22 protein-coding genes and 1 pseudogene are annotated in these 22,065 nt (G+C 63.4%); 16 read left to right on the plus strand and 7 right to left on the minus strand.

The window, feature by feature from the left end; translation table 11 throughout:
- Nucleotides 1–25: 25 nt before the first annotated feature.
- Nucleotides 26–1,375 (plus strand): pyoverdine-tailoring dipeptidase-like protein PvdM, encoded by a 1,350-nt coding sequence (gene pvdM, locus ACQKPE_RS12775; protein ID WP_427666303.1) that lies wholly within the window; start codon nt 26–28, stop codon nt 1,373–1,375.
- Between the two features lie 20 nt (nt 1,376–1,395).
- Here the strand turns inward: pvdM and nfsB are convergent, their stop codons facing one another.
- A complete protein-coding gene (gene nfsB / locus ACQKPE_RS12780; RefSeq protein WP_427666305.1) occupies nt 1,396–2,046 on the minus strand; it encodes an oxygen-insensitive NAD(P)H nitroreductase in 651 nt (216 codons plus the stop codon).
- A 106-nt stretch (nt 2,047–2,152) separates the two neighbouring features.
- On the opposite strand from nfsB, the gene ACQKPE_RS12785 reads away from it, so the two are divergent.
- From ACQKPE_RS12785 to ACQKPE_RS12795, 3 genes are read left to right on the plus strand one after another with little or no spacing between them, the layout of a single operon-like run.
- Nucleotides 2,153–3,070, plus strand: a complete 918-nt coding sequence (locus ACQKPE_RS12785; protein ID WP_427666307.1) for a LysR family transcriptional regulator — start codon at nt 2,153–2,155, stop codon at nt 3,068–3,070.
- Between the two features lie 55 nt (nt 3,071–3,125).
- Nucleotides 3,126–3,956, plus strand: coding sequence for an AraC family ligand binding domain-containing protein (locus ACQKPE_RS12790; RefSeq protein ID WP_427666308.1), 831 nt, complete (start codon nt 3,126–3,128; stop codon nt 3,954–3,956).
- 51 nt (nt 3,957–4,007) lie between these two features.
- Complete coding sequence (locus ACQKPE_RS12795; RefSeq protein WP_427666309.1) at nt 4,008–4,592, plus strand: LysE family translocator; 585 nt, start codon at nt 4,008–4,010, stop codon at nt 4,590–4,592.
- Here the strand turns inward: ACQKPE_RS12795 and ACQKPE_RS12800 are convergent, their stop codons facing one another.
- Nucleotides 4,593–5,744 carry a GGDEF domain-containing protein gene (locus ACQKPE_RS12800; protein WP_427666310.1) on the minus strand — a complete coding sequence of 384 codons (1,152 nt, stop codon included), beginning with the start codon at nt 5,742–5,744 and terminating at the stop codon, nt 4,593–4,595.
- 274 nt (nt 5,745–6,018) lie between these two features.
- On the opposite strand from ACQKPE_RS12800, the gene ACQKPE_RS12805 reads away from it, so the two are divergent.
- Nucleotides 6,019–6,759, plus strand: a complete 741-nt coding sequence (locus ACQKPE_RS12805) for an SDR family NAD(P)-dependent oxidoreductase (protein WP_427666312.1) — start codon at nt 6,019–6,021, stop codon at nt 6,757–6,759.
- Between the two features lie 64 nt (nt 6,760–6,823).
- On the opposite strand, the gene ACQKPE_RS12810 is transcribed toward ACQKPE_RS12805, so the two are convergent.
- Nucleotides 6,824–7,708 (minus strand): LysR substrate-binding domain-containing protein, encoded by an 885-nt coding sequence (locus ACQKPE_RS12810; protein ID WP_427666314.1) that lies wholly within the window; start codon nt 7,706–7,708, stop codon nt 6,824–6,826.
- A 102-nt stretch (nt 7,709–7,810) separates the two neighbouring features.
- Between ACQKPE_RS12810 and ACQKPE_RS12815 the strand changes: the two genes are divergently transcribed.
- From ACQKPE_RS12815 to ACQKPE_RS12855, 9 genes and pseudogenes are all read left to right on the plus strand, one after another.
- Entirely contained in the window at nt 7,811–8,761 is a 951-nt protein-coding gene (locus ACQKPE_RS12815; protein WP_427666316.1) for a DMT family transporter, read from the plus strand.
- Nucleotides 8,762–8,839: 78 nt separating this feature from the next.
- On the plus strand, nt 8,840–9,736 hold the full coding sequence (locus ACQKPE_RS12820; protein WP_427666317.1) for a LysR substrate-binding domain-containing protein: 897 nt from the start codon (nt 8,840–8,842) through the stop codon (nt 9,734–9,736).
- Between the two features lie 102 nt (nt 9,737–9,838).
- A complete protein-coding gene (locus ACQKPE_RS12825; RefSeq protein WP_427666318.1) occupies nt 9,839–10,627 on the plus strand; it encodes an SDR family NAD(P)-dependent oxidoreductase in 789 nt (262 codons plus the stop codon).
- 60 nt (nt 10,628–10,687) lie between these two features.
- A complete protein-coding gene (locus tag ACQKPE_RS12830; RefSeq protein WP_427666320.1) occupies nt 10,688–11,305 on the plus strand; it encodes a nitroreductase family protein in 618 nt (205 codons plus the stop codon).
- Between the two features lie 87 nt (nt 11,306–11,392).
- A complete protein-coding gene (locus ACQKPE_RS12835) occupies nt 11,393–11,740 on the plus strand; it encodes a metalloregulator ArsR/SmtB family transcription factor (RefSeq protein WP_427666322.1) in 348 nt (115 codons plus the stop codon).
- A 21-nt stretch (nt 11,741–11,761) separates the two neighbouring features.
- Nucleotides 11,762–13,045, plus strand: a pseudogene (locus ACQKPE_RS12840) (arsenic transporter).
- A 28-nt stretch (nt 13,046–13,073) separates the two neighbouring features.
- Nucleotides 13,074–13,544: an arsenate reductase ArsC gene (locus ACQKPE_RS12845; RefSeq protein ID WP_427666324.1), complete on the plus strand. Its 471-nt coding sequence runs from the start codon at nt 13,074–13,076 to the stop codon at nt 13,542–13,544.
- A 373-nt stretch (nt 13,545–13,917) separates the two neighbouring features.
- Complete coding sequence (locus tag ACQKPE_RS12850) at nt 13,918–14,175, plus strand: hypothetical protein (protein WP_427666326.1); 258 nt, start codon at nt 13,918–13,920, stop codon at nt 14,173–14,175.
- Between the two features lie 143 nt (nt 14,176–14,318).
- On the plus strand, nt 14,319–14,603 hold the full coding sequence (locus ACQKPE_RS12855) for a DUF3077 domain-containing protein (RefSeq protein WP_427666327.1): 285 nt from the start codon (nt 14,319–14,321) through the stop codon (nt 14,601–14,603).
- Nucleotides 14,604–14,705: 102 nt separating this feature from the next.
- Here ACQKPE_RS12855 and ACQKPE_RS12860 read toward each other — a convergent pair whose 3' ends face one another.
- The 3 genes from ACQKPE_RS12860 to ACQKPE_RS12870 form a co-directional block, all read right to left on the minus strand.
- Nucleotides 14,706–15,404 (minus strand): peroxiredoxin-like family protein, encoded by a 699-nt coding sequence (locus ACQKPE_RS12860; RefSeq protein WP_427666329.1) that lies wholly within the window; start codon nt 15,402–15,404, stop codon nt 14,706–14,708.
- Between the two features lie 108 nt (nt 15,405–15,512).
- Nucleotides 15,513–16,262, minus strand: a complete 750-nt coding sequence (locus tag ACQKPE_RS12865) for an SDR family NAD(P)-dependent oxidoreductase (protein WP_427666331.1) — start codon at nt 16,260–16,262, stop codon at nt 15,513–15,515.
- A gap of 72 nt (nt 16,263–16,334) precedes the next feature.
- Nucleotides 16,335–17,090 (minus strand): SDR family NAD(P)-dependent oxidoreductase, encoded by a 756-nt coding sequence (locus tag ACQKPE_RS12870; protein ID WP_427666333.1) that lies wholly within the window; start codon nt 17,088–17,090, stop codon nt 16,335–16,337.
- A gap of 97 nt (nt 17,091–17,187) precedes the next feature.
- On the opposite strand from ACQKPE_RS12870, the gene ACQKPE_RS12875 reads away from it, so the two are divergent.
- Nucleotides 17,188–18,078: a LysR substrate-binding domain-containing protein gene (locus ACQKPE_RS12875; RefSeq protein ID WP_427666335.1), complete on the plus strand. Its 891-nt coding sequence runs from the start codon at nt 17,188–17,190 to the stop codon at nt 18,076–18,078.
- Between the two features lie 145 nt (nt 18,079–18,223).
- The gene (locus tag ACQKPE_RS12880) at nt 18,224–19,459 is read left to right on the plus strand and encodes an MFS transporter (RefSeq protein ID WP_427666337.1); all 1,236 of its coding nucleotides are present in this window, start codon (nt 18,224–18,226) and stop codon (nt 19,457–19,459) included.
- A 79-nt stretch (nt 19,460–19,538) separates the two neighbouring features.
- Here the strand turns inward: ACQKPE_RS12880 and katG are convergent, their stop codons facing one another.
- Entirely contained in the window at nt 19,539–21,791 is a 2,253-nt protein-coding gene (gene katG, locus ACQKPE_RS12885; RefSeq protein WP_427666338.1) for a catalase/peroxidase HPI, read from the minus strand.
- Nucleotides 21,792–22,065: the final 274 nt, after the last annotated feature.

Genomic DNA, 22,065 nt, shown 5'->3' on the forward strand with positions numbered 1-22,065 from the left:
CCTACCCGCCCGCAACGAGATGGCAATGACCAAGACCCGCTCCCGCAAAGCCCTGTACATCGGCCTGCCCCTGGCCCTGGCGATCGCCCTCGGTGCGGGCGCCGCCTACCTGCACTGGAGCAAGGACAGCGGGTACCCGCCACGGATCGTCGAACAGGCCAACCGCTTGCACGAGCACATGCTGTCGTTCGACAGCCACATTACCGTGCCCTTGACCTTCGGCAACCAGGACAACGAAGCCGACCGCGACGGCTTCGGCCAGTTCGACCTGGCCAAGGCCGGGCGCGGCAGGCTGTCGGGCGCAGCACTGACCATCTTCGGCTGGCCGGAAATCTGGAACGGCCCCAACGCACCGCACCGCCCCACGCCCGGCTTCGTCGACGAGGCCCGGCACCAGCAAGAGGTGCGCTACCAGATCATCCAGGGCATGGTGCGCGACTTCCCCAACCAGGTCGGCATCGCCTATACCCCCGAGGACTTCCGCCGCCTGCACCGCGAAGGCAAGTTCGCCATTTTCATCAGCATGCTCAACGCCTACCCGCTGGGCCACGACCTGTCCCAGCTCGACCGCTGGACGGCGCGCGGCATGCGCATGTTCGGCTTCAGCTACACCGGTAACAACGACTGGGCAGATTCGTCGCGCCCACTGCCATTCTTCAACGACACCGCCGACGCCCTCGACGGCCTCTCTCCCCTGGGCGAACAGGCTGTGACGCGTCTGAACGATCTGGGCGTAATCATCGACGTGTCGCAGATGTCGACCCTGGCCCTGCAAGACGTCGCCCGCCTCAGCCGCACCCCCATGGTCGCCTCGCACTCGGCGCCACGGGCGCTGGTCGATATTCCGCGCAACCTCAGCGACAAGGAAATGAAGCTGATCAAGGACAGCGGCGGTGTGATCCAGGTGGTGGGCTTCGGCCAGTACCTCAAGCCACTGAGCAAGCCGACCCTGGAGAAGCTCGAAGCCCTGCGCGCCCGCTTCGGCCTGCAACCCCTGCAAGGCCTGGCCAATGCGCTGATGCCGGGCGATGCGGTCATTGCCGCCTGGCCGGAATCACGCTTCGGCGAATACGCAGGGCAGCTGTACGCAATTCTTGAAGAAGAACCCAAGCCTGGGCTCGCCGACCTGGTCGATGCCATCGACTACACCGTGCGCAAGGTCGGTATCGACCACGTCGGCATCAGCTCGGACTTCAACGACGGCGGCGGGTTGGAAGGCTGGAAAGATGTCGGCGAGATCCGCAATGTCACAGCTGAATTGCTCAGCCGTGGGTACAGCGAAACTGACATTGCCAAGCTGTGGGCGGGGAATTTCCTGCGGGTGTGGGAACAGGTGCAGAAAGCGGCCAAGCCGGTGGCTGCCGTGGCGCCCTGAGCGGCGCCACGGCAGGTTCATCACAGGAAGGTAAACACGTCTTCGGTCGGCAGGCGCGACTTGCTCAGGCCGGCGTTGAAGTCTTCCTGGCTGCGGTAGCCCAGGCTCAGCAGCACCACGCTGGTGAAGCCTTGCTCGCGCAGGCCCAGCTCGGCGTCCAGCGCCTTGGCGTCGAAACCTTCGATCGGCGTGGCGTCCAGGCCATGAGCCACGGCGCCGAGCAGCGCGGTGCCCAGGGCCAGGTAGGTCTGCTTTTCCATCCAGTGTTGCAGGTCTTTCTGGTCGAAGCGGTGCAGGTTGACGTAGCTACGGCGCGTCTGGTCCTGCATGACGCGGCCCGGCTCGTCGCGGAAACGACCATCGGCACCTTCCTGGGCCAGCACGGCCTCGAGGTGCGCCTCGGTCATGTCGGTGCGGGTGGCGAACACGATCACGTGGGAGGCATTGAGGATCTTCGAGGTGTTGTAGGCAAAGGCCTCGGTGGCCTTGGCCAGGCGCGCCTTGCCTTCATCGCTTTGGGCAACGATGAAGTGCCAAGGCTGGGAGTTGACCGAAGACGGGCTGTGGCGCAACTGCTCGAGCAGCGCATCGATGGTTTCCTGGGGGATCTTGCGGCTGGCATCGTAGGCTTTGGTGGTGTAGCGGCGCTTGGCCAGGGTAACGGTATCCATCGAGACGGCTCCTGTAGAGAGGGAAGGTAATGGTTGCGTATCTTATCTTTCCTGTGAATAAGAAAAACCGGCACAATGCAGCAACACTTTCATTGCTGGAGTGAAAATGCTGCGTATCAGTGATCTTGAACTGTTCCTGCGCTCCAGCGCCCTGGGCAGTTTCACCGCTGCGGCCCACGAAGCAGGCCTGCTGCCCGGCCAGGTGGCCGCTGCAATCAAGCGCCTGGAACGGGAACTGGATGTACGCCTGTTCGCGCGTACCACCCGCAGCCTGCGCCTGACCGCAGAAGGTGAGCTCTACTTGCCCACCGCCCACAGCGTGCTGGAAACCCTGCGCCAGGGCCGTGACAGCCTGCATGCCAGCCAAAGCACCTTGCGTGGCATCTTGCAGGTTTCTGCCCCTTCGGACCTGGGGCGCAACCTGGTGATGCCCTGGCTGGTGGAGTTCCGCCGCCAGCACCCGCAACTGAACCTGCGCTGCTTCCTCTCCGACCAGATGGCCGACCTGTACCGCGACCCGGTGGACGTTGCCATCCGCTATGGCGGCGACGAACGGGCCAACTACATCGCCCTGCCCCTGGCCCCGCGTAACCGCCGCGTGCTGGTGGCCTCCCCCGCGTACCTGGCGCGACGCGGCCGCCCACAGCACCCGGACGACCTGCACCAGCACGACTGCCTGCTGTACCAACAGAACGAGCGCGCCTTCGACCGCTGGCAGCTGGGCGAGCACAGCGTGCAGGTCAGCGGCCCGCTGTTCTGCGACGATGCCGACGTAGTGCGGCGCTGGGCGTTGGCCGGCGAAGGCATCGCCTTCAAGTCGTGGCTGGATGTCAGCGCCAACGTCGCCGCGGGCGAACTGGAGCTGCTGCTGCCCGACTTCCCCGGCGACCTGCGCCCAGTGACGCTGGTGTGCCCGCACCGCAAGCAGCTGTCGCCGGCAGTGTCGCGGTTGCACCTGTGGCTGCGTGAACGCTTCGAGCAGTTGTTGCCCGCTACCGGCGATCAGGCTGCACATTCGTTCTAAACCCATGCCCTGCTTCTCGGTTATGGTGGGCTTTTCGCCACCTGCAAACGCGCCCATGAGCAACTGGATCGACCTCAAGCAAGACGCCGACAGCGGCATCGAGTCGGTGCGCGCGCATTTCGTCGGGCATGCCTACGACCCGCACTGGCATGACGCCTTTCTGGTCGGCGTCACCGAGCAAGGCGTGCAACAGTTCAACTGCCGCCGTGCCCGCCACCAAAGCACGCCGGGCCAGGTGTTCCTGCTCGAGCCCGGCGATATCCATGACGGCCAGGCGCCCACCGCAGAAGGCTTTACCTACTCGACCCTGTACCTGGAACCGACCTGGCTGGAAAACCAGCTGCGCCAATTGTTCGAACACGCCCCCAGTGCGTGCCTGCCCGGCTTCGCCGACACCCTGATCGCCGACCAGACCCTGGCCCTGGCTACCGCCCGCGCCTTCCAGGCCGTGCATGGCCAAGACCTGCGTATCGTGCGCCAGACCGCCACCGACGACCTGCTGGCCTGCCTCACCCGCCACCTGCTGTGGCGCCAGCGCCTGAACCCCGACCCACGCCTGCCGCTGACCGCCCAGCGCGCCCGCGACTACCTGCACGCCCACCTGGGCCAGGACATCGGCCTGGACGACGTGGCCAAGGCCTGCGGCGTCGATCGCTTTCGCCTCACCCGCGCCTTCAAGGCCGCATTCGGCCTGGCCCCGCATGCGTACTTGATCCAACTGCGACTGAACCACGCCCGGCGCCTGCTTGCACGCGGCCAGACACCCGCCGAGGTGGCCAGCAGCCTGGGCTTCGCCGACCAGAGCCACCTGGGCCGCTGGTTCCGCCGCGCCTACCGGCTGACCCCGGCGGACTACCGCAAGCGCTGCTCAAACCTTCCAGACTGACACCCTCGTCAGCGACGAGCATGGGGCCTCGATTTCCCGGAGCCCTGAGTCATGTCGCATTCGTTGTTGCCCTTCGTTCTGTTCGCCCTGGTCGCCAGCATCAGCCCCGGCCCGACCAACCTGTTGATCCTCGCCCACGGCGCGCGCCATGGCCTGCAGGCCAGCGTGGCGCCGATCCTGGCGGCCTGCGTGGCGGCCGCAGCGATCGTGCTGCTGGTCGGGTTGGGCCTGGCCGAGGTGCTGCTGCGCCACCCCCTGGCGCAGCAGCTGATGAGCTGGGGCGGCGTGCTGTGGTTGAGCTGGCTGGCCTGGCAACTGCTGCGCGCGGCGGGGGCACCGCTGCACGGCGAGGGCGAGCAACGCTTCGGCGCATTCAGCGCGGCCTCGCTGCAACTGATCAACCCCAAGGTGTGGATGATGGCCGTGGCGGTGATCGGCGTGTTCGCCACGCCCGGCCTGCCGGTGTGGCAACTGGCGCTGGTGTTCCTGGTGGTCGCCCTGCCCTGCATGACCGGCTGGGCACTGCTGGGGGTCGGCAGCGCCCGCTGGTTGCAATCGCCGCAACGGGTACGCCGCTTCAACCAGCTGCTGGCCGGGTTGCTGCTGGTGTCGGCGTGGTCGGCGGTGCTGGCCTGACTACAGGGTGCGGTCGACCAGGCGAATGCTGTTGCGCCCGCCGCGCTTGGAGGCATACAGCGCCACATCGCCCTGCTCGAGCAGCGCCGCCAGGCTGGCCGGGGCCTGCTGGAACAGGCTCGCGCCGATGCTCAGGGTTACCGCCTGGGGGGTGTGGAAAGCTTGTGTGGTGTAGGCCTGGAACTGGTCGCGCAAGGTGCCACCCAGCTCCACTACCTGCTCGCTGGACGCCTCGCCCAGCAGGATGACGAATTCATCGCCGCCCAGGCGCGCTGCCAGCGCGCCCTCGGGCAACGTGGCGCGGATCATGTCGCTCAGTGCCACCAGCAGGCGGTCGCCTGCAGCATGGCCGTGCAGGTCGTTGACCTGCTTGAAGTTATCGATATCGATCAGCAGCACGGCACCTGGGCGCTCCGGTGAAACATTCTCCAGCAGCCTGTAGGCGCGCGGCTCCAGGGCTCGGCGGTTGAACAAGGCGGTGAGCGGGTCGTGGGACGCCAGCCGGGAAATACGCTCTTCACGCCGGTAGCGCTCGCAGCCGGTCATCGACAGGGCGATCAGCATGGTCGCCATGGCGCCCTCGACCAGCGAGATCTGGATGATTTCGCCGCGAAAGTCGGTCAGGTCGATCAGGGTGCCCGGCACCACTGCCGGCACCATCTTGGCCAGGTAGAACAGGCCATGAACCAGCATCACATAGCGCAACTGCACGGCGCCCACGCTCAGCGAGTCGCCATGGGGGCGCAGCAGGAAGCTGGCACGCAGCGACAACACGGCCACCGCCAGCGAGTTGGCCACCAGCATGATCTTCGACCATTGCGGGCCTTCAGGCAGTAGAAGCAACCCAGCCCAGGCCACGAAGATCAGGTACCAGGCGCGCGATAGGCGCGTCTCGGTAAAGCGCGCCACCCCTAGCAGGAAGCAGAAATGCGCGACCACCAACAGCCCGTTGGCGAACCAGATACCTACCAGCAGCAGGCCATGCATACGCAGCAAAGCGAGGGTCGAGCCCACGGTGATGGTGGCGAATCCCGCACTCCAGAACAGCAGCGAAGGTTCGCGGATGCTACGCCACTCGATTGCCAGGTACAGCGAGGCAGCGGCTGCCAAGGCAACCGTGAGGGTAAGCATCGTGGGTGGATCGAGCGCCATAAAGCAAAGGGCCTGCATTGCGAAAAAAAGGTGATTGTAAGCGTTCGGCAGCGTTTGCGCAGGGGCCTGGAAGGCTCGCGGCAGACTGTTTGTCGGCCAAATCAAGGCCAATGGCCATTATTTAGTCATTAAGACCCCTAAAAATGTCATAACGACTACAAAATATCCTGGTCAGTATGACCATGGCGGGCCTCAACCCCAGGTTTTTCGGGCTTTCGAAGTTGGCACACATCCTGAAACCGTTGCTCATACAATCCCAACAGAGAGCCGCCCCATGAGTGAATTCATCCAACGCCTTGCCGTCGTCACCGGTGCCAGCTCCGGCATCGGCCTTGCCTTGACCGAAACCTTGCTGGAACGCGGTGCCACGGTACTGGCCATGGCCCGTCGACCCGAGGCCCCGGAACACCTGCGCGCGCGCTTTGGCGACCGCCTGCACTGGCAGGCCGGTGATGTCACCCGCCAGGCAGACCTCGATGCCCTCGCCGCCCGCGCTGCCACCCTCGGTCCGATCGACCTGCTGGTGCCCAATGCCGGCATCGCGCAACTGGCCGACGGCCTCGACGGCGAGGCCTTCGCCCGGCAATGGGCGGTCAACGGCGCCGGAGCCCTGGCGACCTTCGCCAGCCTCAGCGGGCAATTGGGCAAGCAAGCGGCGGTGGTGTTCATCGGCACTTTCCTGACCCAGGTGACATTCCCGGGCCTTGCCGCGTACATCGCCTCGAAATCGGCACTGATCGCCCACGCCCGCACCCTGGCGGTGGAGTGGGCGGCCAAAGGCGTGCGCATCAATATCGTCTCGCCCGGCCCGACCGACACGCCGATCTGGCCGTCCCTTGGGCTGGCGGACGAGCAGATTCGCGCGGTGGCCGATAGCGTCAACCAGCGCCTGCTCGATGGCAGCTTCCTCAGTGCCACGCAGGTGGCCGAGGCCATCGCCTTCCTGTTGTCGCCGCGGGCCAGCGGCATCTATGGGCAGGAGCTGATTGTCGATAAAGGCTACGGTTTGCGTTGACCCCCATGGCCTCTTCGCGGCGGTTCGGCGCGAAGAGGCCAGTACCGACACCACACCAGCCCGCTCACTGTCCCGACAGAAAACTCACCAACTGCCGCCCATGGGAACTCAACCCCTCCCAACTGCGAAAACAGATGCGCAATTCCAGGTTGGCCCAACGCTCCTCCAACACCACACGCTTCACCGCCAATTCCTGCTGGGCACGCAACGCCGCAATCTCCGGCATGACCGCAATACCCGCGCGCTGCGCCACCAACTGCGCGATGGCCTCGAAGCTCGGCGCCCGCACACGCACTTTCATCGGCATCGCCAAACTCATCGCCAGCTCCTCGACGAAACGCTGCATGGCCCGCTCGGCCGGCAGGCAGACGAACGCATGCCCCAAGGCATCGATCAGCCGCAGCTCCTCGCGCCCTGCCAGTGGGTGATCCGCCGCCACCAACAACACCAGGCGTTCGGTGCGAAACGGCAACGACACCAGGCCATCGTTGACCAGGTGACCATCGAACACGCCAATCTCGCACTCCCCAGCCAGCACCACCCGCAGCACGTCCACGCTCTTGTGCTCTACCAGTTGCAGGTCCAGCTCTGGGTAATCCGCCAGGAATGGCCCCAGCACCGTGGGCAGCAGCGTGCTATTGGTCACCGTGGACGCTGCCAGCCCCAGGTTGATACGGCGCTGGCCGGCCAACTCCTTGAGCGTGTCATCGAGCTTGCGTGCCTCGCCCAGCACGCCGCGCGCCGCCTCCAGCACCAGGCGCCCGGCAGGGGTCAGTTGCATGCCATCGGCGCGGCGGATGAACAGGGTCAGGCCACTGCGCTGCTCGAACAGGCGTAAGCGCGTGCTGGCCGCCGACACCGCCACCGGAAAGCTCGCCGCCGCCTTGCTCAGGCTGCCGGTGCTGGCAACGGCGGTGATCAGGCGCAGGTCGGCAAGGTCGAAATGCATGGGTTTCTCCAAAAGCGAACGCCACGTTCGAGAAAAAGCGATTCTAACGCAGCTCGCGTTCTGTTCAGAATAACCCGTGTCTTATTCTGTTACGGGCTCCCCATGAACCGCCTGCGCGCCTCCCTCCACCGCCAATTGCAGAACGGCAGCCTGTATGCCGTGCTGGCCGCCTTGGGTTTCAGCTTCAAGGCCATCTTCGTCAAGCTGTCCTACGCGGCCGGCCCTGTGGACGCCGTCAGCCTGCTGGCGATGCGCATGGGCCTGTCGCTGCCGCTGTTCGCCTGGCTGGTCTGGGCCAGCCGCCGCGAGGCCAACACGCCGCTGACGCCACTGGACCTGCTGCGCGTCGCACTGCTGGGCCTGCTTGGCTACTACCTGTCGAGCCTGTTCGACTTCTACGGCTTGCAGTACATCAGTGCGGGCCTTGAGCGGATGATCCTGTTCACCTACCCGACCCTGGTGCTGATTTTCCAGGCCATCGCCCTGCGCGAACGCCCCACCCCACGCACACTGCTGGCCATGGGCTTGTGCTACCTGGGCCTGGGCATCGCCTTCGTGCACGACCTGGGTAATACCAGTGGCGGGCAGCAGGTGCTGGTCGGTTCGCTGTGGGTGTTCGCCAGTGCGGTCACCTATGCGCTGTTCTATTCCGGCACCGGCATGATGCTCAAGCGCATGGGCGGCATGCGCCTGGCCGGGTTGTGCGGCGTGGCCTCGTCGTTGATGGTACTGGGGCATTTCCTGGTGGTGGCGGACATCAAGCAGTTGTGGCAATTGCCGCCGGCGATCTGGACCTATGCCGGCATGATGGCGCTGTTTTCCACGGTGTTGCCAATCTACTGGGTCGCATTGGCGATCCAGCGCCTGGGGCCAACGCAAACGGCGGCGGTGGGCAACCTGGGGCCGGTGCTGACCTTGCTGGCGTCGTGGGCGATCCTCAGCGAGGCGATCTCGGCCTACCAGCTCGCCGGGCTGGCCCTGGTGATGCTGGGCGTCTCGCGACTCAAACCTGCGAAGAAGGTGGAAGCGCCAGCCAAGGAGGCCGCCGTGTGAGGTGGGCGGCGCGCTCGTTTTTCCGGCGCCGCCAGGCTAGTCTGCTCGGCCAATAAGCGATGTTTGCGAGATTCGACCATGGACCGTATCGATACCCTGCGCCTCTTGCTGGATGTGGCCGATAGCGGAAGCTTCTCGGCGGTGGCCCGCGCACGGTCCATCGCCACCTCCACCGTCGCCCTGGCCATCACCCAATTGGAAGACGAGTTCGCCACTCGCCTGCTGATTCGCTCCACGCGCAAGCTGACCTTCACCCATGAAGGCGAAACGCTGCTGCAGGACGCCCGCCGCATCGTCGCGGAATGGGATGCGGCCATCTACAGCCTGCGCGACAACGGTCCGTTGACCGGCCCCCTGCGGGTAACCGCCACCAACGATTTTGGCCGGGTGCATATCCGCCCATTGCTCGACGCCTTCCAGCAACAGCACCCCGGCGTACATATCACCTTGCTGATGAACGACGGCGCGCTCGACCTCATTGAAAACCATATCGACCTGGCGATTCGCAGCGGCCCGCTACCGGACTCGAACCTGCGTGCGCGCCTGCTGATCCAGGGACCAAGGCTGGTGTGCGCATCGCCCGACTATTGGCGCCGTGCGGGCAAGCCCAAGCACCCGCGCGACCTTGCGGCGCACAACTGCATCATTCTCGCCCGCCCGGGAGCGCCGATCTCCGTCTGGCCTTTTCGTGAAGGTGAAAAGCAATTCAGCGTGAAAGTGAGCGGCGATCGTTCGGTCAGTGACGGGGACATGATTCGCCAGTGGGGCATCGAGGGCCACGGCGTGATTCTCAAGAACCATTGGGACATAGAAGCCGACCTGAACGCGAAGCGTCTTGAGGCGGTGCTGCAAGACTTCACCGATGCGCCTGTCGACCTCTACGCGGTCACCCCCGCCGGCGGCGCGACCAGCCGCCGGCTCAATGCGTTGGTCAATTTCATTGCGGACGGCCTGGTATCCAGAGCGGCTGGTTGACCAGTATTACCTTCCACAATCGAAAGGTGATTTCGAAACCGCGCCGATTGTCTGTATTTCCAGGTGAATTCATAGTTTGGCGACACAACTTGAGGTGTCGCCATGAACATAGATTTCACAGGCCGGCGTGTGCTGGTCACCGCATCAACCGCAGGCATCGGCTTCGCTACCGCGCAGGGTTTCCTGAAAGCAGGCGCGCAGGTAGTGGTCAATGGACGCAGCGAGAAAAGTGTCGAGGAGGCGATTCATAAGTTGCGGGCAACGGGTTCGAGCGTTACCGGCTTCGTTGGTGACCTGAGCAGCGCCGCCGGGTGCTCGACGTTGATCGCCGAGCATCCGCACTTCGATATCGTCGTGAACAACCTGGGCATCTATAACCCGCAGGACTTCTTCGACACCCCCGATGAAGAATGGGAGCGGTTCTTCCAGACCAACGTGATGTCCGGTGTAAGGCTATCCCGCGCTTATGCCAAAGGCATGGTCGACAAAGGCTGGGGACGTATCGTGTTCATTTCCTCGGAGTCGGCGGTGAACATCCCTGCCGACATGATCCATTACGGCTTTACCAAGACCGCCCAGCTTGCCGTCTCCCGCGGCCTGGCCAAGCGCCTTGCTGGAACCGGCGTCACCGTCAACTCGGTATTGCCCGGCCCGACTCTTTCCGAAGGCGTGGTGCAGCTGCTGACCAACGGTGACAACAGCCCAGGCGAAAACATCGATGCCATTGCGACGGACTTTGTGGCCGAGCATCGCGGTTCTTCGATCATCCGCCGCGCGGCCACGGTCGATGAAGTCGCCAACATGATCCTCTACGTCAGCTCGCCCCAGGCATCGGCGACCACCGGCGCTGCCCTGCGCGTCGATGGCGGCGTGGTCGACAGCATCTATTGATCAACTTCGCCGCCGCCCGGCCCACTCCTGCTGTGCGGCGGCCCTTTCCAGGAAATCTCCATGAGCAATGCAATCAGCAGCGCCATCCGTGCGCGCCGTACGACCGTGCTGTTCGACCAGGATCGAGATATTACCGACGACCAGGTCAACGAACTGATCGAACTCGCCACCCGCGCGCCTACGGCGTTCAACCTTCAGAACTGGCGGTTCATCGCCGTGCGCACACCAGAAGCAAAATCTCGGTTGCGGGCCGTGGCCTGGGATCAGGCAAAGATCACCGAGGCGCCGGTTACGTTCATCATCGTTGGCCAACTGGCGGATGAGAAAACCTTGCCAGCGCGGCTCAAGCCCGCCGTGGACGCCGGTTTCATGCCGCCCGCCATGGTCGATGGCTGGGTCGCAGGCGCAGGCAGTCTCTATGCAGGCCAGCCTTGGCGCCAGCGTGACGAGGCCGTGCGCTCGGCGTCGTTTGCGGCGGCGACGCTGTTCTATGCGGCGCATGAAATGGGGTTGGGGTCGGGGCCGATGATCGGGTTCGATCCAGAGGGTGTGGCTCAGGCGTTCGGTTTGGGCGCAGACGAAGTGCCCGTCGTGCTGGTGGCGGTGGGTTACGGCACGCCCGATAACTGGCCACAGAAGCCGCGTCGTCCGCTTTCAGAGGTGTTGAGCGCCGTGTAGCACGCAGCATCTGACTAGAAACAAGCGCTTGCGCAATACATATGGAGATACGTATATTCGAATCTCCATATGTAAAAGTACCTCCTCATGATCACCCCGCCCGACGTCTTCAAAAGCCTTTCAGACGAAACACGCACCCGCGCCATCCTGCTGATCGCCAGCCTGGGCGAACTGTGTGTGTGCGAACTGATGTGCGCCCTGGGCGACAGCCAGCCGAAGATCAGCCGCCACCTGGCGCAATTACGCAGCAACGGCATGCTACTGGACCGCCGCCAGGGTCAATGGGTGTACTACCGCCTCAACCCGCAGCTGCCCGCCTGGGTGCACGACATGCTGCAAGTCACCCTGCACGCCAACGCGCAATGGCTGGCCGACAACACCTTGAGGCTGAAGCATATGGACGGTCGCCCCGTCCGTGACGCTGCCTGCTGCTGACCCTCACGGAGCGAGACATTCATGCTGGTCGCCCTCGCGGTCTTCGTCTTCACTCTCACCTTGGTCATCTGGCAGCCCAAGGGGCTCGGCGTCGGCTGGAGCGCCGCACTCGGCGCCATCATCGCCCTGGCCGTGGGCGCGGTTTAGCTGCACGATATCCCCACCGTGTGGGCCATCGTGTGGAACGCCACCGCCACCTTCATCGCGATCATCATCATCAGCCTGCTGCTGGACGAAGCCGGTTTCTTCGAATGGGCCGCGCTGCACGTGGCGCGCTGGGCCAACGGCAGTGGCTGCCGCTTGTTCGCCTTCTGCGTGTTGCTCGGCGCCGCGGTTTCGGCGCTGTTCGCCAACGACGGCGCGGCGCTGATACTCACGCCTATCGTGATGTCGATGCTGCTGGCGCTGCGATTCTCGCCTGCGGCGACACTGGCGTTCGTCATGGCCGCAGGGTTCATTGCCGACACGGCGAGCCTGCCGCTGGTGGTGTCCAACCTGGTGAACATCGTCTCGGCCGACTACTTCGGCCTGGGCTTCGCCGAATACGCGGCGGTGATGGTGCCGGTGAACCTCGTCAGCGTGGCCGCGACGTTGCTGGTGCTGTTCCTGTTCTTTCGCCGTGATATTCCCAGGCAGTACGCGGTCGAGGCGCTGAAGGCGCCGCGCACGGCGATTCACGACCGCACCACGTTCATGGTCGGTGGGTGGGTGCTGCTGGTGTTGCTGGTCGGCCTGTTCGTCCTGGAGCCACTGGGGGTTCCCGTCAGTGTCGTGGCGGGCGTCTGTGCGGCCATCCTGTTCGCCGTCGCTGCGCGCAGCCAGCGCATCTCGACCCGCCGGGTGCTGCGCGAGGCGCCGTGGCAGGTGGTGATTTTCTCCCTGGGCATGTACCTGGTGGTGTACGGCCTGAAGAACGCTGGCCTCACCGACACCCTCTCCCAGCTGCTCGACTGGCTTGCCCAGCAAGGGCTGTGGAGCGCGACCCTCGGCACCGGCCTGGTGTCGGCGCTGTTGTCCTCGGTGATGAACAACATGCCCAGTGTGCTGGTCGGTGCCTTGTCGATCCATGCCAGTGACGCCCAAGGCGTGGTACGCGAGGCGATGATCTATGCCAACGTCATCGGCTGCGACCTCGGCCCGAAGATCACCCCTATCGGCAGCCTGGCCACCTTGCTGTGGCTGCACGTGCTGGCGCGCAAGGGCATGCGTATTACCTGGGGTTACTACTTCAAGGTCGGCAGCCTGCTGACCCTGCCGGTCTTGTTGGTCACCCTTTCGGCCTTGGCATTGCGCCTGAGCCTCTGACATCCGCCATTACGCCGAGGAGCCCTCGATGCGAGTCCTGTTCATGTGTACGGCCAACAGTTGCCGCAGCATTCTTTCCGAAGCCTTGTTCAATCACTTGGCGCCAGAAGGTTTCGAGGCGGTCAGCGCTGGCAGCTTTCCCAAGGGCCAGGTGTTGCCCCGCAGCCTGGTGACGCTCCAACAGGCCGGCATTGCCACCGAGGGCTTGAGCAGCAAGGGCAACGAGGCATTCGAAGACAACCCACCGGACATCGTCATCACCGTCTGCGACAAAGCGGCCGGCGAAGCTTGCCCGGTGTACTTCGGGCCCGCGTTGAAATCGCACTGGGGGTTGGAAGATCCGTCCGAGGTGGTGGGTGACGAGGCCTCTGTCGAAGCGGCCTTCCGCGCCACGCTGGCGAGTATCGAATTGCGCTGCCGAGCTTTCTTCGCCCTGCCCTTCGATAACCTGAGCCGCGAACAGCTCAAGCAGGAGCTGGACCGTATCGGCGCGCTTTAAGCAGATGTATCAATTGAAGTGCGCATGCAAATGACGCACTCATTTGGCGGAACTCCTACATGAAGAAATCAGATTTTCCTCATTTCATGTAGTCCCTTTCCCAAGCATCCTTTGGCCGCTTTTGTGCCATCGAGATGACGGCTAGTCTCGCCGGGCCGCTGCCAAATCAGCGGCCGAGCCTGCAAGCCCGAAGATGAGAGTCCCTAGCGGTGGCCGAGCGTACTCGGCGGTGCCGCTCATGGTGGCTGCGTACGGGAGGTTTTCGGACCTGCCGGTTTTCTCGTCTTCCGGTCTTGCAGACCTGTACGTAGCCGCCACCCATCAAATGCAAGTGGTGTCGTGGTGGTCCAATCGAATAGACAAGATCACGCCAATGCTCAAGATCGTTCCTGATCCACCCTGCCCCGCCGAGTCAACCGACTACCTTGAGGACATCCTGGTCGACGCCATGGAGCACGCCCTGTGCGGCCTGGCCGTATCCAACCAGTCGATTGCCTGCCTACCCAAATCCCCTGCCACGATCATGCTACGCACCGTGTCGCATGAGCTCGATGCTGTGCATTCACTGCTGGAGTGCGCGCTGGAGCGGGTGCAGCTCAAGCGCCAATCAACCTTGTCACCGATACACTGAACCGCCCACGCAAGCAGGGCGTACGCGGTCCCTGTGGGAGCGGGCTTGCCCCGCGATCACCGGCAAAGCCGGTGCCATCCACCTCACAATTCCCGGACTCCTGCCACACTCACCGCCGCATTGCATCCTGAAAGGACTTCCCCATGGACAAGGACACCCCCGACCGCTTAGGCAAACTCGGCTGGACCGTTGGCTCCGCCACCTGCCTCGACGGCGCAACCCCAGAAAAAAAGCTCTTCCGCGTAGAACCCGGCAACTGCGCCGACCACGCCCTGGAACAGGCTTCCGTACTTCTCGATAGCGCTCGCCGCGCGTCGTTCATCGGTGTGATGGACAACGAACCGGTGCTGATATGGGCTTCGCACTTTCTCAGCGAGATGGCGAAGGCGTTGATGGATGATGCGCATATGGGGATGCAGAAAACTTAGATTGCATTGACGCTTGGGCGGTACTGCGTTGCCCGCCCAGCTCGACATCTACCTCGGGAGTGTAATCTTGGACCTGGTCCTGTTGTTTGCATTTCATGCCTTTCAGCGTTTGGCGACCTCGACACGACTTGCCAATGCATCGAGCACAGGCAGCAGCTCACTGGGCTCTGGCCGCTGGGTGTAGTCAGGGTTGACCTCAGCATACGCAACGACCCCATCGGTATCGATGACATAGCGTGCAGGCATCGGCAGCGTCCAGCTGGGTTCGCCATTGAACATTTCCAGGTTGACACCGAACTGTTCAAACAACGCCTTGATATCGCCCGCCAATGCCCAACGGATGCCGAATGCATCGGCGACCGAACCACCCTGATCGACCAGGATAGGAAAATGCAGCGCGTTATCAACACGCGAGGCTCTGTTGTTGCGCGCCGTTTGTTGGGAGATGGCAATCAGTGAAGCACCGCGCGACTCGATCTCTGCGCGAACGCTTTCCAGCGCCTGCAACTCAAGGTTGCAGTATGGGCACCACACGCCACGGTAGAACGTCACGACCAAAGGGCCTTTTTGAAGCAGCGCCTGGGACGAGACGATATTGCCCTCCGAGTCCACCAAGCTGAAGCGCGGTGCGAGGTCGCCACGTTTTACCGCGCGCGCCGCTTGGTCGGAGTCGACCAGCGCTTGGGTGGACGCACGCATGACGGCGAGCGCTTGTGCCGGCACGCTGGCTTCAAATTCCTGCTTGATGGTGTCCAGCTTGAGTTGCAGTGACATTTTCGACTTCCTGATGGGTTCGATCACGGCAGAGGATCCTCAATTCGAAGCGTGGCCAGTAGCCCTCGGCGGCGACTTTCAATTATTTGCAAACTGAATACGTGGCCTTGTGCCGAGGGCATTTTCCAGATGCGCTTAGCGCAAGCCGCCCGAGGCGTTGATACGCTCGCCGGTCAGCCAGGCGGCGTCATCCGATGCCAGGAACACTACCGCCGGGGCGATATCCTGCGGCTTGCCAAAACGGCCCAAGGGTGTGGCTGCGGCCATGATGCGTTGCTGCTCGCTGCCGACCAGGCCGATGCGCTCCGTGCCTTCGGTTTCAGTTCCACCTGGGGCTACGACGTTCACCCGGATGTTGCGCGGCCCCAGTTCCTTGGCCAGCCCTGCCGATAACGCATCGATGGCGCCTTTGGTGGAGGAATACAGCACAGCGGTCGGCACTGGGTTCTTGCTTGAAATCGAACTGATGTTGATCACGCTCCCACCCGTTTCGGGGAAGTATTTCAACGCCTCCTGAATGGCGAGAATCGGGCCCAGCACATTGGTGTTGTACTCCTTGTGAAACTCCTCTTCGGTCACGTTCTCGAACGGTTCGAATTCAAAGGTGGCGGCGTTGTTGACCAGCACCGAAGGCGCCCCGAAGGCGGCCTGGGTTTCGCTGAACATGCGCTTGATGTCGGCAGAAGACCCCACATCGCCCTGAACCGCGATGGCCTTGCCACCACTTTCCAGAATCTCGGCAACGGTACGCTCTGCACCGGACTTGCTCGATGCGTAGTTCACCGTTACGCAGGCGCCCGCTGCCGCCAGTGCCTTGGCGATCGCCGCACCGATACCTTTGGATGCACCTGTCACGATGGCAACTTTGCCAGTCAGATCATTCATGTCTTCAACTCTTGAGGGGGGTTGGAAAAGCTGGCGCTAAAGCCAGGGATGAAACAGCAGTGGACGCAGGGCTCACACGGCGGTGAAGCCACCGTCCACCACCAGGTCGGAGCCGGTCATGAAAGACGCGTCGTCGCAAATGAGGAACGCGATGGTTTTCGAAATCTCGGCAGGCGCGGCGGCACGCTCCATCAGCGTGGTGCCCAACAGTTGCCGGGCGAGCTGCGGGTCTTTGAAGAAGTCAGCCGCCATGGGTGTCTTGACCACGCCGGGGTGCACCGAGTTGACCCGGATATTGTCTTTGGCCAGGTCCGAGGCGACGGCCTTGGTCAGCATCCTGATCGCGCCTTTGCTGGCGCAATAGGCCACCTCGCCGTCGAGGTTGGCGACCATCGCGGCGATCGAGCCAGTGTTGACGATGACACCGCCACCTTGCGCACGCATGGAGGGGGCAACAGCCTTGCACCCCAGGAACGTGCCCTTGACGTTGATCGCCATGAGCGTGTCGAACTGTTGCGCGGAAATGTCTTCGAGGTCGCTGCGCAAATAGATGCCCGCGTTATTCACCAGTGCGTCGATACGCTGATGCTGCTTGAGCACCTGTTCGACCAACTCGCGCCACTGGCCCTCATCGCGCACATCCAGTTCGTGAAAGCTCGCCGCATGCCCCATTGCAGTCAGTTCTTGCGCAAGCTTGAACCCGGCGGCGGACTCGACATCGGTGATGACCACCTGCGCACCGCACTCGGCGAGCAGCCGTGAGTGAGACGCGCCCAGCCCTTGGGCGCCCCCCGTGATAACGATTACCTTGCCGTTCAGCTTGTTCATTCGCGCCACTCCGATTTAAGGTTTCGGCTATCCTAATCGGGTTAATTTTTTGCGCTATCCGCCAGATATTCGCTTCTTTTGTTCCTGGAATTCTTGAATGGTCACCATCGTTGAAAAAACCGCAGGCCTTGTGGCGTTCGTGCGTACGGTCGACGCCGGGTCGTTCAGTGGCGCCGGACGGTTGCTGGGCGCAAGTCCCTCCGCCGTGTCCAAGAGCGTGGCCCGGCTGGAGAAACGACTGGGGGTGAGATTGCTGCAACGCTCTACTCGGACCCTGAGCCTGACGGCGGAGGGGAATGTCTATTACGACTTCGTCGCGCCCCTGCTCCAGGGCATCGAGAATGCCGAAGATGTGGTGCAGTCCGAGGCGTCCGCCAAAGGGCTCTTGCGCGTTACCGTACCGGTCTTGGTCGGCAGGTCGCTGGTTTCTGGTTGGGTGAGGGAGTTTTCTCAGCGCTGCCCGAACATCAAGCTTGAGGTCACGGTGACTGACCGCAACGTGGATATCATCCGCGAGGGGTACGACCTGGCAATACGCATCGGCAACCTCGAAGATACCGGTTTGATTGGTCGCCACCTTGCCGACACGTCCTACATCCTCGCCGCATCACCTGGTTACCTTGCCGATCATGGGCAGCTTGAAACGCTTGCCGACCTGAAGCACCACGCCTGCCTCAGGTATTTACTGGCGGGCCGGCCTTTCCCGTTCATGTTCACTGACGGCTCGAGTTTTCTTCCTGACGGACGTTTCGATACGGACGACGCCGTCACGCTGACGCAAGCGGCATTGGACGATGCCGGCATCATTCAACTGCCCGCTTTTGCGCTACGCGATGACCTTCTGCGTGGAACGCTCATTCGGGTACTGCCACAAGAGGCGATGGCAACGACCTCGATTCATGCACTGCATGCCTTCGGAAGACAGGTGCCCATGCGAGTTCGGCTGTTCATCGAGTACCTGCTGGAAACTCGCCAGCGATTCATTTGATGCATCAATAAGATTGATGTTTACTATCGAACCGCTCGCCTGACCCTTCACCCCATCCGACTTCTATAATCGTCACTACATATTTCCCCCGCCTCCACCCGCCTCCCCCTCAGGCAGGCGAGTCCCCGCTCTGGAACCCCGCACCATGCCAAGCGCCAGCCAAGCCCCCCAGGGGCTGCACGAACCTATTCCCGAACACAGCCAGCAAAGCCTCAAGCAACAGTGGCTCGCCATCCTCTCGGTGGCCGTGGGCGCCTTCGCCCTGGTCACCAGCGAATTCCTCCCGGTAGGCGTACTCAATGACGTCGCCAGCGACCTGGGCATCAGCGCCGGCCACGCCGGGCTGATGGTGACCCTGCCCGGCATCATGGCTGCCCTCGCCGCGCCGCTGCTGTCGGTGGGCATTGGCGCCATGGACCGTCGCTACCTGCTGATCGGCCTGACGCTGATCATGATCATCGCCAACGCCATGGTGGCCTATGCCAGCGACTTCAATGTGTTGCTGGTAGGCCGTGTGCTGCTGGGTATCAGCATCGGTGGCTTCTGGGCCACGGCCATTGCCCTGAGCGGGCGCCTGGCGCCCAGGGGCGTGGGGGTCGCGCAGGCGACGTCGATCATCATGCTGGGGGTGACCCTTGCGACGGTGCTGGGCGTGCCGGTAGGCACCTGGCTGAGTGGGCTGATGGGCTGGCGCATGACGTTCCTGGTGACCGCACTGGTGGGCGTGCCCGTGCTGTTGGCGCAAATTTTCCTGCTGCCACGGCTCAACCCGGATAAAGCCATTCGCGCCAGTGACCTGCCCGCGTTGCTCATTCACCCGCTTGCGCGGGTCGGGATGATCGCGGTGTTGCTGATTGGCCTGGCGCATTTTGCGGCCTATACCTATGTGGCGCCGTTCTTCAAGCACAGCTCAGGGTTCGATGGGCAGACTATTGGTTCGTTGCTGTTGCTCTACGGCGCGGCCGGGGTGGTGGGGAATATCTTCGCGGGCTTTGCCGCCAACCGCAGCGTGCGTTACACCCTGCTGCTGGTGGCGGTGATGATTGGCGTCAGCACTGCGCTGTTTCCCTACTTCGCCACCAATCTGGTCGGCGCGGCTTTGCTGATCGGGCTGTGGGGCTTTGCCTTCGGTGCATTCCCGGCGTGTGCGAGCGTATGGATGTTCGTGGTGGCGCCCAAGGATGTCGAGCGTGGCATGCCGCTGTTCGTGGCCATGTTCCAGGTGATCATTGCGCTGGGTTCGTTCTTTGGTGGGCGGATTGTCGACCAACTGGGAACGTCGGTGCTGTTGGCGCTGGCTACGGGGCTGGTGGCGTGTGGGTTTGTCACCGTGGCGGTGTTGGGGCGCAAGGTCAGCAACCGTCTTGCAGCGCAGGCCTGACAAACGCTGAAAAGATGAAGCTCGTGCCGTAAAAAACCGGGGCCGCAAAAGCGGCCCCGGTTTTTTATCTCAGGTTCGACTAGCGCAGATCGAACCTGTCCAGCTCCATCACCTTCACCCACACAGCGACGAAGTCCTTCACGAACTTCTCCTTCGAATCGCTGCTGCCATACACCTCACTAAGCGCACGCAGTTGGGCATGTGACCCGAACACCAGGTCCACCCGGCTACCACTCCACTTCACCTGGCCGGTCTTGCGATCGCGGCCTTCGAAGGTTTCGTTGTCGCCCGAGGTCGGCTTCCACTCCACGCCCATGTCCAGCAGGTTGCGGAAGAAGTCATTGCTCAAGGTGCCTGGCTTGTCGGTGAACACGCCCAGCTTGCTGCTGCCATGGTTGGCACCCAGCACCCGCAGGCCGCCGATCAGCACGGTCAGTTCGGGGGCGCTGAGGGTCAGCAGTTGGGCTTTGTCGAGCAGCAGCTTCTCGGCCTTGACGCTGTAGCGAGCCTTGGTGAAGTTACGGAAACCATCGGCCAGTGGCTCCAGCACGGCGAACGACTCGACGTCGGTCTGCGCCTGGGACGCATCGACTCGCCCCGGACGGAATGGCACGCTGACGTTGTGCCCGGCATCCTTGGCGGCCTTCTCTACCGCAGCGCTGCCGGCCAACACGATCAGGTCGGCCAGGGAGATTTTCTTGCCGCCGCTGTTGAACTCGCCCTGGATCTTCTCCAGCGCAGCCAGCACCTTGCCCAGTTGTTCGGGCTGGTTGGCCGCCCAGGATTTCTGCGGTTCCAGGCGCAGACGCCCGCCATTGGCGCCGCCGCGCTTGTCGGAGCCGCGGAAGCTCGAGGCTGCGGCCCACGCGGTGGAGACCAGCTCGCCGACGCTCAGGCCCGACGCCAGCACCTTGGCCTTGAGCGCGGCAATGTCCTGCTCACCCACCAGCGGGTGGTCGACTTTCGGCAGGGGGTCTTGCCAGAGCAGCTCTTCCTGGGGCATTTCCGGGCCCAGGTAGCGGGCCAGCGGGCCCATGTCACGGTGGATCAGCTTGTACCAGGCGCGGGCGAAGGCATCGGCCAGTTGCTCGGGGTGTTCCTTGAAACGCCGGGCGATGGGTTCGTAGATCGGGTCGAAGCGCAGCGCCAGGTCGGAGGTGAGCATCATCGGCGCGTGACGCTTGGCCGGGTCGTGGGCATCCGGCACGGTGTTGGCGCCTTTGCCATCTTTCGGGCGCCATTGATGGGCGCCTGCCGGGCTCTTGGTCAGTTCCCACTCGAAGTTGAACAGGTTCTCCAGGTACTCGTTGCTCCACTTCGTCGGGGTGGAGGTCCAGGTGACTTCCAGACCGCTGGTGATGGTGTCGCCGCCCTTGCCGCTGCCGAACTTGTTGGACCAACCCAGGCCCTGCGACTCGAGGCCCGCCGCTTCGGGCTCGGCACCGACGTTGTCGGCGGGGCCGGCGCCATGGGTCTTGCCGAAGGCGTGGCCGCCGGCGATCAGCGCCACGGTTTCTTCGTCGTTCATGGCCATGCGGCCGAAGGTTTCACGAATGTCCTTGCCCGAGGCGACCGGGTCGGGGTGGCCCTCAGGGCCTTCGGGGTTCACGTAGATCAAGCCCATCTGCACGGCGGCCAGCGGGTTCTCCAGGTTGCGCTCGCCTTGCAAGGTGCGGCTTTCTTCCTCGCCGTGCTTGGCCGGTTCCGCCACCAGGTCGCCCTGGCCCGGCGGCTGGGCCTTGCCATAGCGGGTATCGCCGCCCAGCCAGACCTTCTCCGAGCCCCAGTAGACGTCTTCGTCCGGCTCCCACACATCGGCGCGGCCGCCCGAGAAGCCGAAAGTTTTGAAGCCCATGGACTCCAGCGCGACGTTGCCGGTGAGCACGATCAGGTCGGCCCAGGAGATCTTGTTGCCGTACTTCTGCTTGATCGGCCACAGCAGGCGCCGGGCCTTGTCCAGGCTGACGTTGTCCGGCCAGCTGTTGAGCGGGGCGAAACGTTGCTGGCCGGAGCCCGCGCCACCACGGCCGTCGGCAATGCGGTAGGTACCGGCGCTGTGCCAGGCCATGCGCACGAACAGCGGGCCATAGTGGCCGAAGTCGGCCGGCCACCATTCCTGGGAGTCGGTCATCAGGGCAGTCAGGTCTTGCTTGAGGGCCTGGAAGTCGAGGCTCTTGAACGCCTTGGCGTAGTCGAAGGCCGGGTCCATCGGGTCGGACTTCGAGGAATGCTGGTGCAAAATTCTGAGGTTGAGCTGGTCAGGCCACCAGTCTCGGTTGCTAGTGCCACCGCCTGCGGTTTGATGGAACGGGCATTTCGATTCGTTCGACATCTGCGGGTACCTTTTGGGTCGGTTATCCAGATTTCTGGTCTATGCCAGTTTGCGTGCGGTCGAGCGGGTGGCTCGGCCGTCTCCTCATCAGGTGGGTCGACTTCACGCCGACGCGGCTGCGCGCGCGTTGCGCGGGGCCACAGGCAAGACTAGTCGAGCCTGGGCAGAGGTCTAATAGAGGGAGTATTCAGGGGCGATAGGCTCGCTCTGTCAGCACCGAAAATCAGCTTTGCAAGGCGCGCTGAGTAGTGGCATATATTTCATCCCCCCTTAC

This window comes from Pseudomonas sp. NPDC089554 (assembly GCF_050280645.1).
Taxonomy (GTDB): domain Bacteria; phylum Pseudomonadota; class Gammaproteobacteria; order Pseudomonadales; family Pseudomonadaceae; genus Aquipseudomonas.

What these genes read in the sequence shown, in the direction of transcription:
- ACQKPE_RS12795 (WP_427666309.1), top strand. Translation starts at nt 4,008, where the DNA reads ATGTCGCATTCGTTGTTGCCCTTCGTTCTGTTCGCCCTGGTCGCCAGC.
- nfsB (WP_427666305.1), bottom strand. Translation starts at nt 2,046, where the DNA reads ATGGATACCGTTACCCTGGCCAAGCGCCGCTACACCACCAAAGCCTAC.
- ACQKPE_RS12825 (WP_427666318.1), top strand. Translation starts at nt 9,839, where the DNA reads ATGAACATAGATTTCACAGGCCGGCGTGTGCTGGTCACCGCATCAACC.
- ACQKPE_RS12875 (WP_427666335.1), top strand. Translation starts at nt 17,188, where the DNA reads ATGGTCACCATCGTTGAAAAAACCGCAGGCCTTGTGGCGTTCGTGCGT.
- ACQKPE_RS12855 (WP_427666327.1), top strand. Translation starts at nt 14,319, where the DNA reads ATGGACAAGGACACCCCCGACCGCTTAGGCAAACTCGGCTGGACCGTT.
- ACQKPE_RS12845 (WP_427666324.1), top strand. Translation starts at nt 13,074, where the DNA reads ATGCGAGTCCTGTTCATGTGTACGGCCAACAGTTGCCGCAGCATTCTT.
- ACQKPE_RS12790 (WP_427666308.1), top strand. Translation starts at nt 3,126, where the DNA reads ATGAGCAACTGGATCGACCTCAAGCAAGACGCCGACAGCGGCATCGAG.
- ACQKPE_RS12830 (WP_427666320.1), top strand. Translation starts at nt 10,688, where the DNA reads ATGAGCAATGCAATCAGCAGCGCCATCCGTGCGCGCCGTACGACCGTG.
- ACQKPE_RS12820 (WP_427666317.1), top strand. Translation starts at nt 8,840, where the DNA reads ATGGACCGTATCGATACCCTGCGCCTCTTGCTGGATGTGGCCGATAGC.
- ACQKPE_RS12785 (WP_427666307.1), top strand. Translation starts at nt 2,153, where the DNA reads ATGCTGCGTATCAGTGATCTTGAACTGTTCCTGCGCTCCAGCGCCCTG.
- ACQKPE_RS12880 (WP_427666337.1), top strand. Translation starts at nt 18,224, where the DNA reads ATGCCAAGCGCCAGCCAAGCCCCCCAGGGGCTGCACGAACCTATTCCC.
- ACQKPE_RS12865 (WP_427666331.1), bottom strand. Translation starts at nt 16,262, where the DNA reads ATGAATGATCTGACTGGCAAAGTTGCCATCGTGACAGGTGCATCCAAA.
- ACQKPE_RS12800 (WP_427666310.1), bottom strand. Translation starts at nt 5,744, where the DNA reads ATGGCGCTCGATCCACCCACGATGCTTACCCTCACGGTTGCCTTGGCA.
- ACQKPE_RS12835 (WP_427666322.1), top strand. Translation starts at nt 11,393, where the DNA reads ATGATCACCCCGCCCGACGTCTTCAAAAGCCTTTCAGACGAAACACGC.
- ACQKPE_RS12810 (WP_427666314.1), bottom strand. Translation starts at nt 7,708, where the DNA reads ATGCATTTCGACCTTGCCGACCTGCGCCTGATCACCGCCGTTGCCAGC.
- ACQKPE_RS12850 (WP_427666326.1), top strand. Translation starts at nt 13,918, where the DNA reads ATGCTCAAGATCGTTCCTGATCCACCCTGCCCCGCCGAGTCAACCGAC.
- pvdM (WP_427666303.1), top strand. Translation starts at nt 26, where the DNA reads ATGACCAAGACCCGCTCCCGCAAAGCCCTGTACATCGGCCTGCCCCTG.
- ACQKPE_RS12805 (WP_427666312.1), top strand. Translation starts at nt 6,019, where the DNA reads ATGAGTGAATTCATCCAACGCCTTGCCGTCGTCACCGGTGCCAGCTCC.
- katG (WP_427666338.1), bottom strand. Translation starts at nt 21,791, where the DNA reads ATGTCGAACGAATCGAAATGCCCGTTCCATCAAACCGCAGGCGGTGGC.
- ACQKPE_RS12870 (WP_427666333.1), bottom strand. Translation starts at nt 17,090, where the DNA reads ATGAACAAGCTGAACGGCAAGGTAATCGTTATCACGGGGGGCGCCCAA.
- ACQKPE_RS12815 (WP_427666316.1), top strand. Translation starts at nt 7,811, where the DNA reads ATGAACCGCCTGCGCGCCTCCCTCCACCGCCAATTGCAGAACGGCAGC.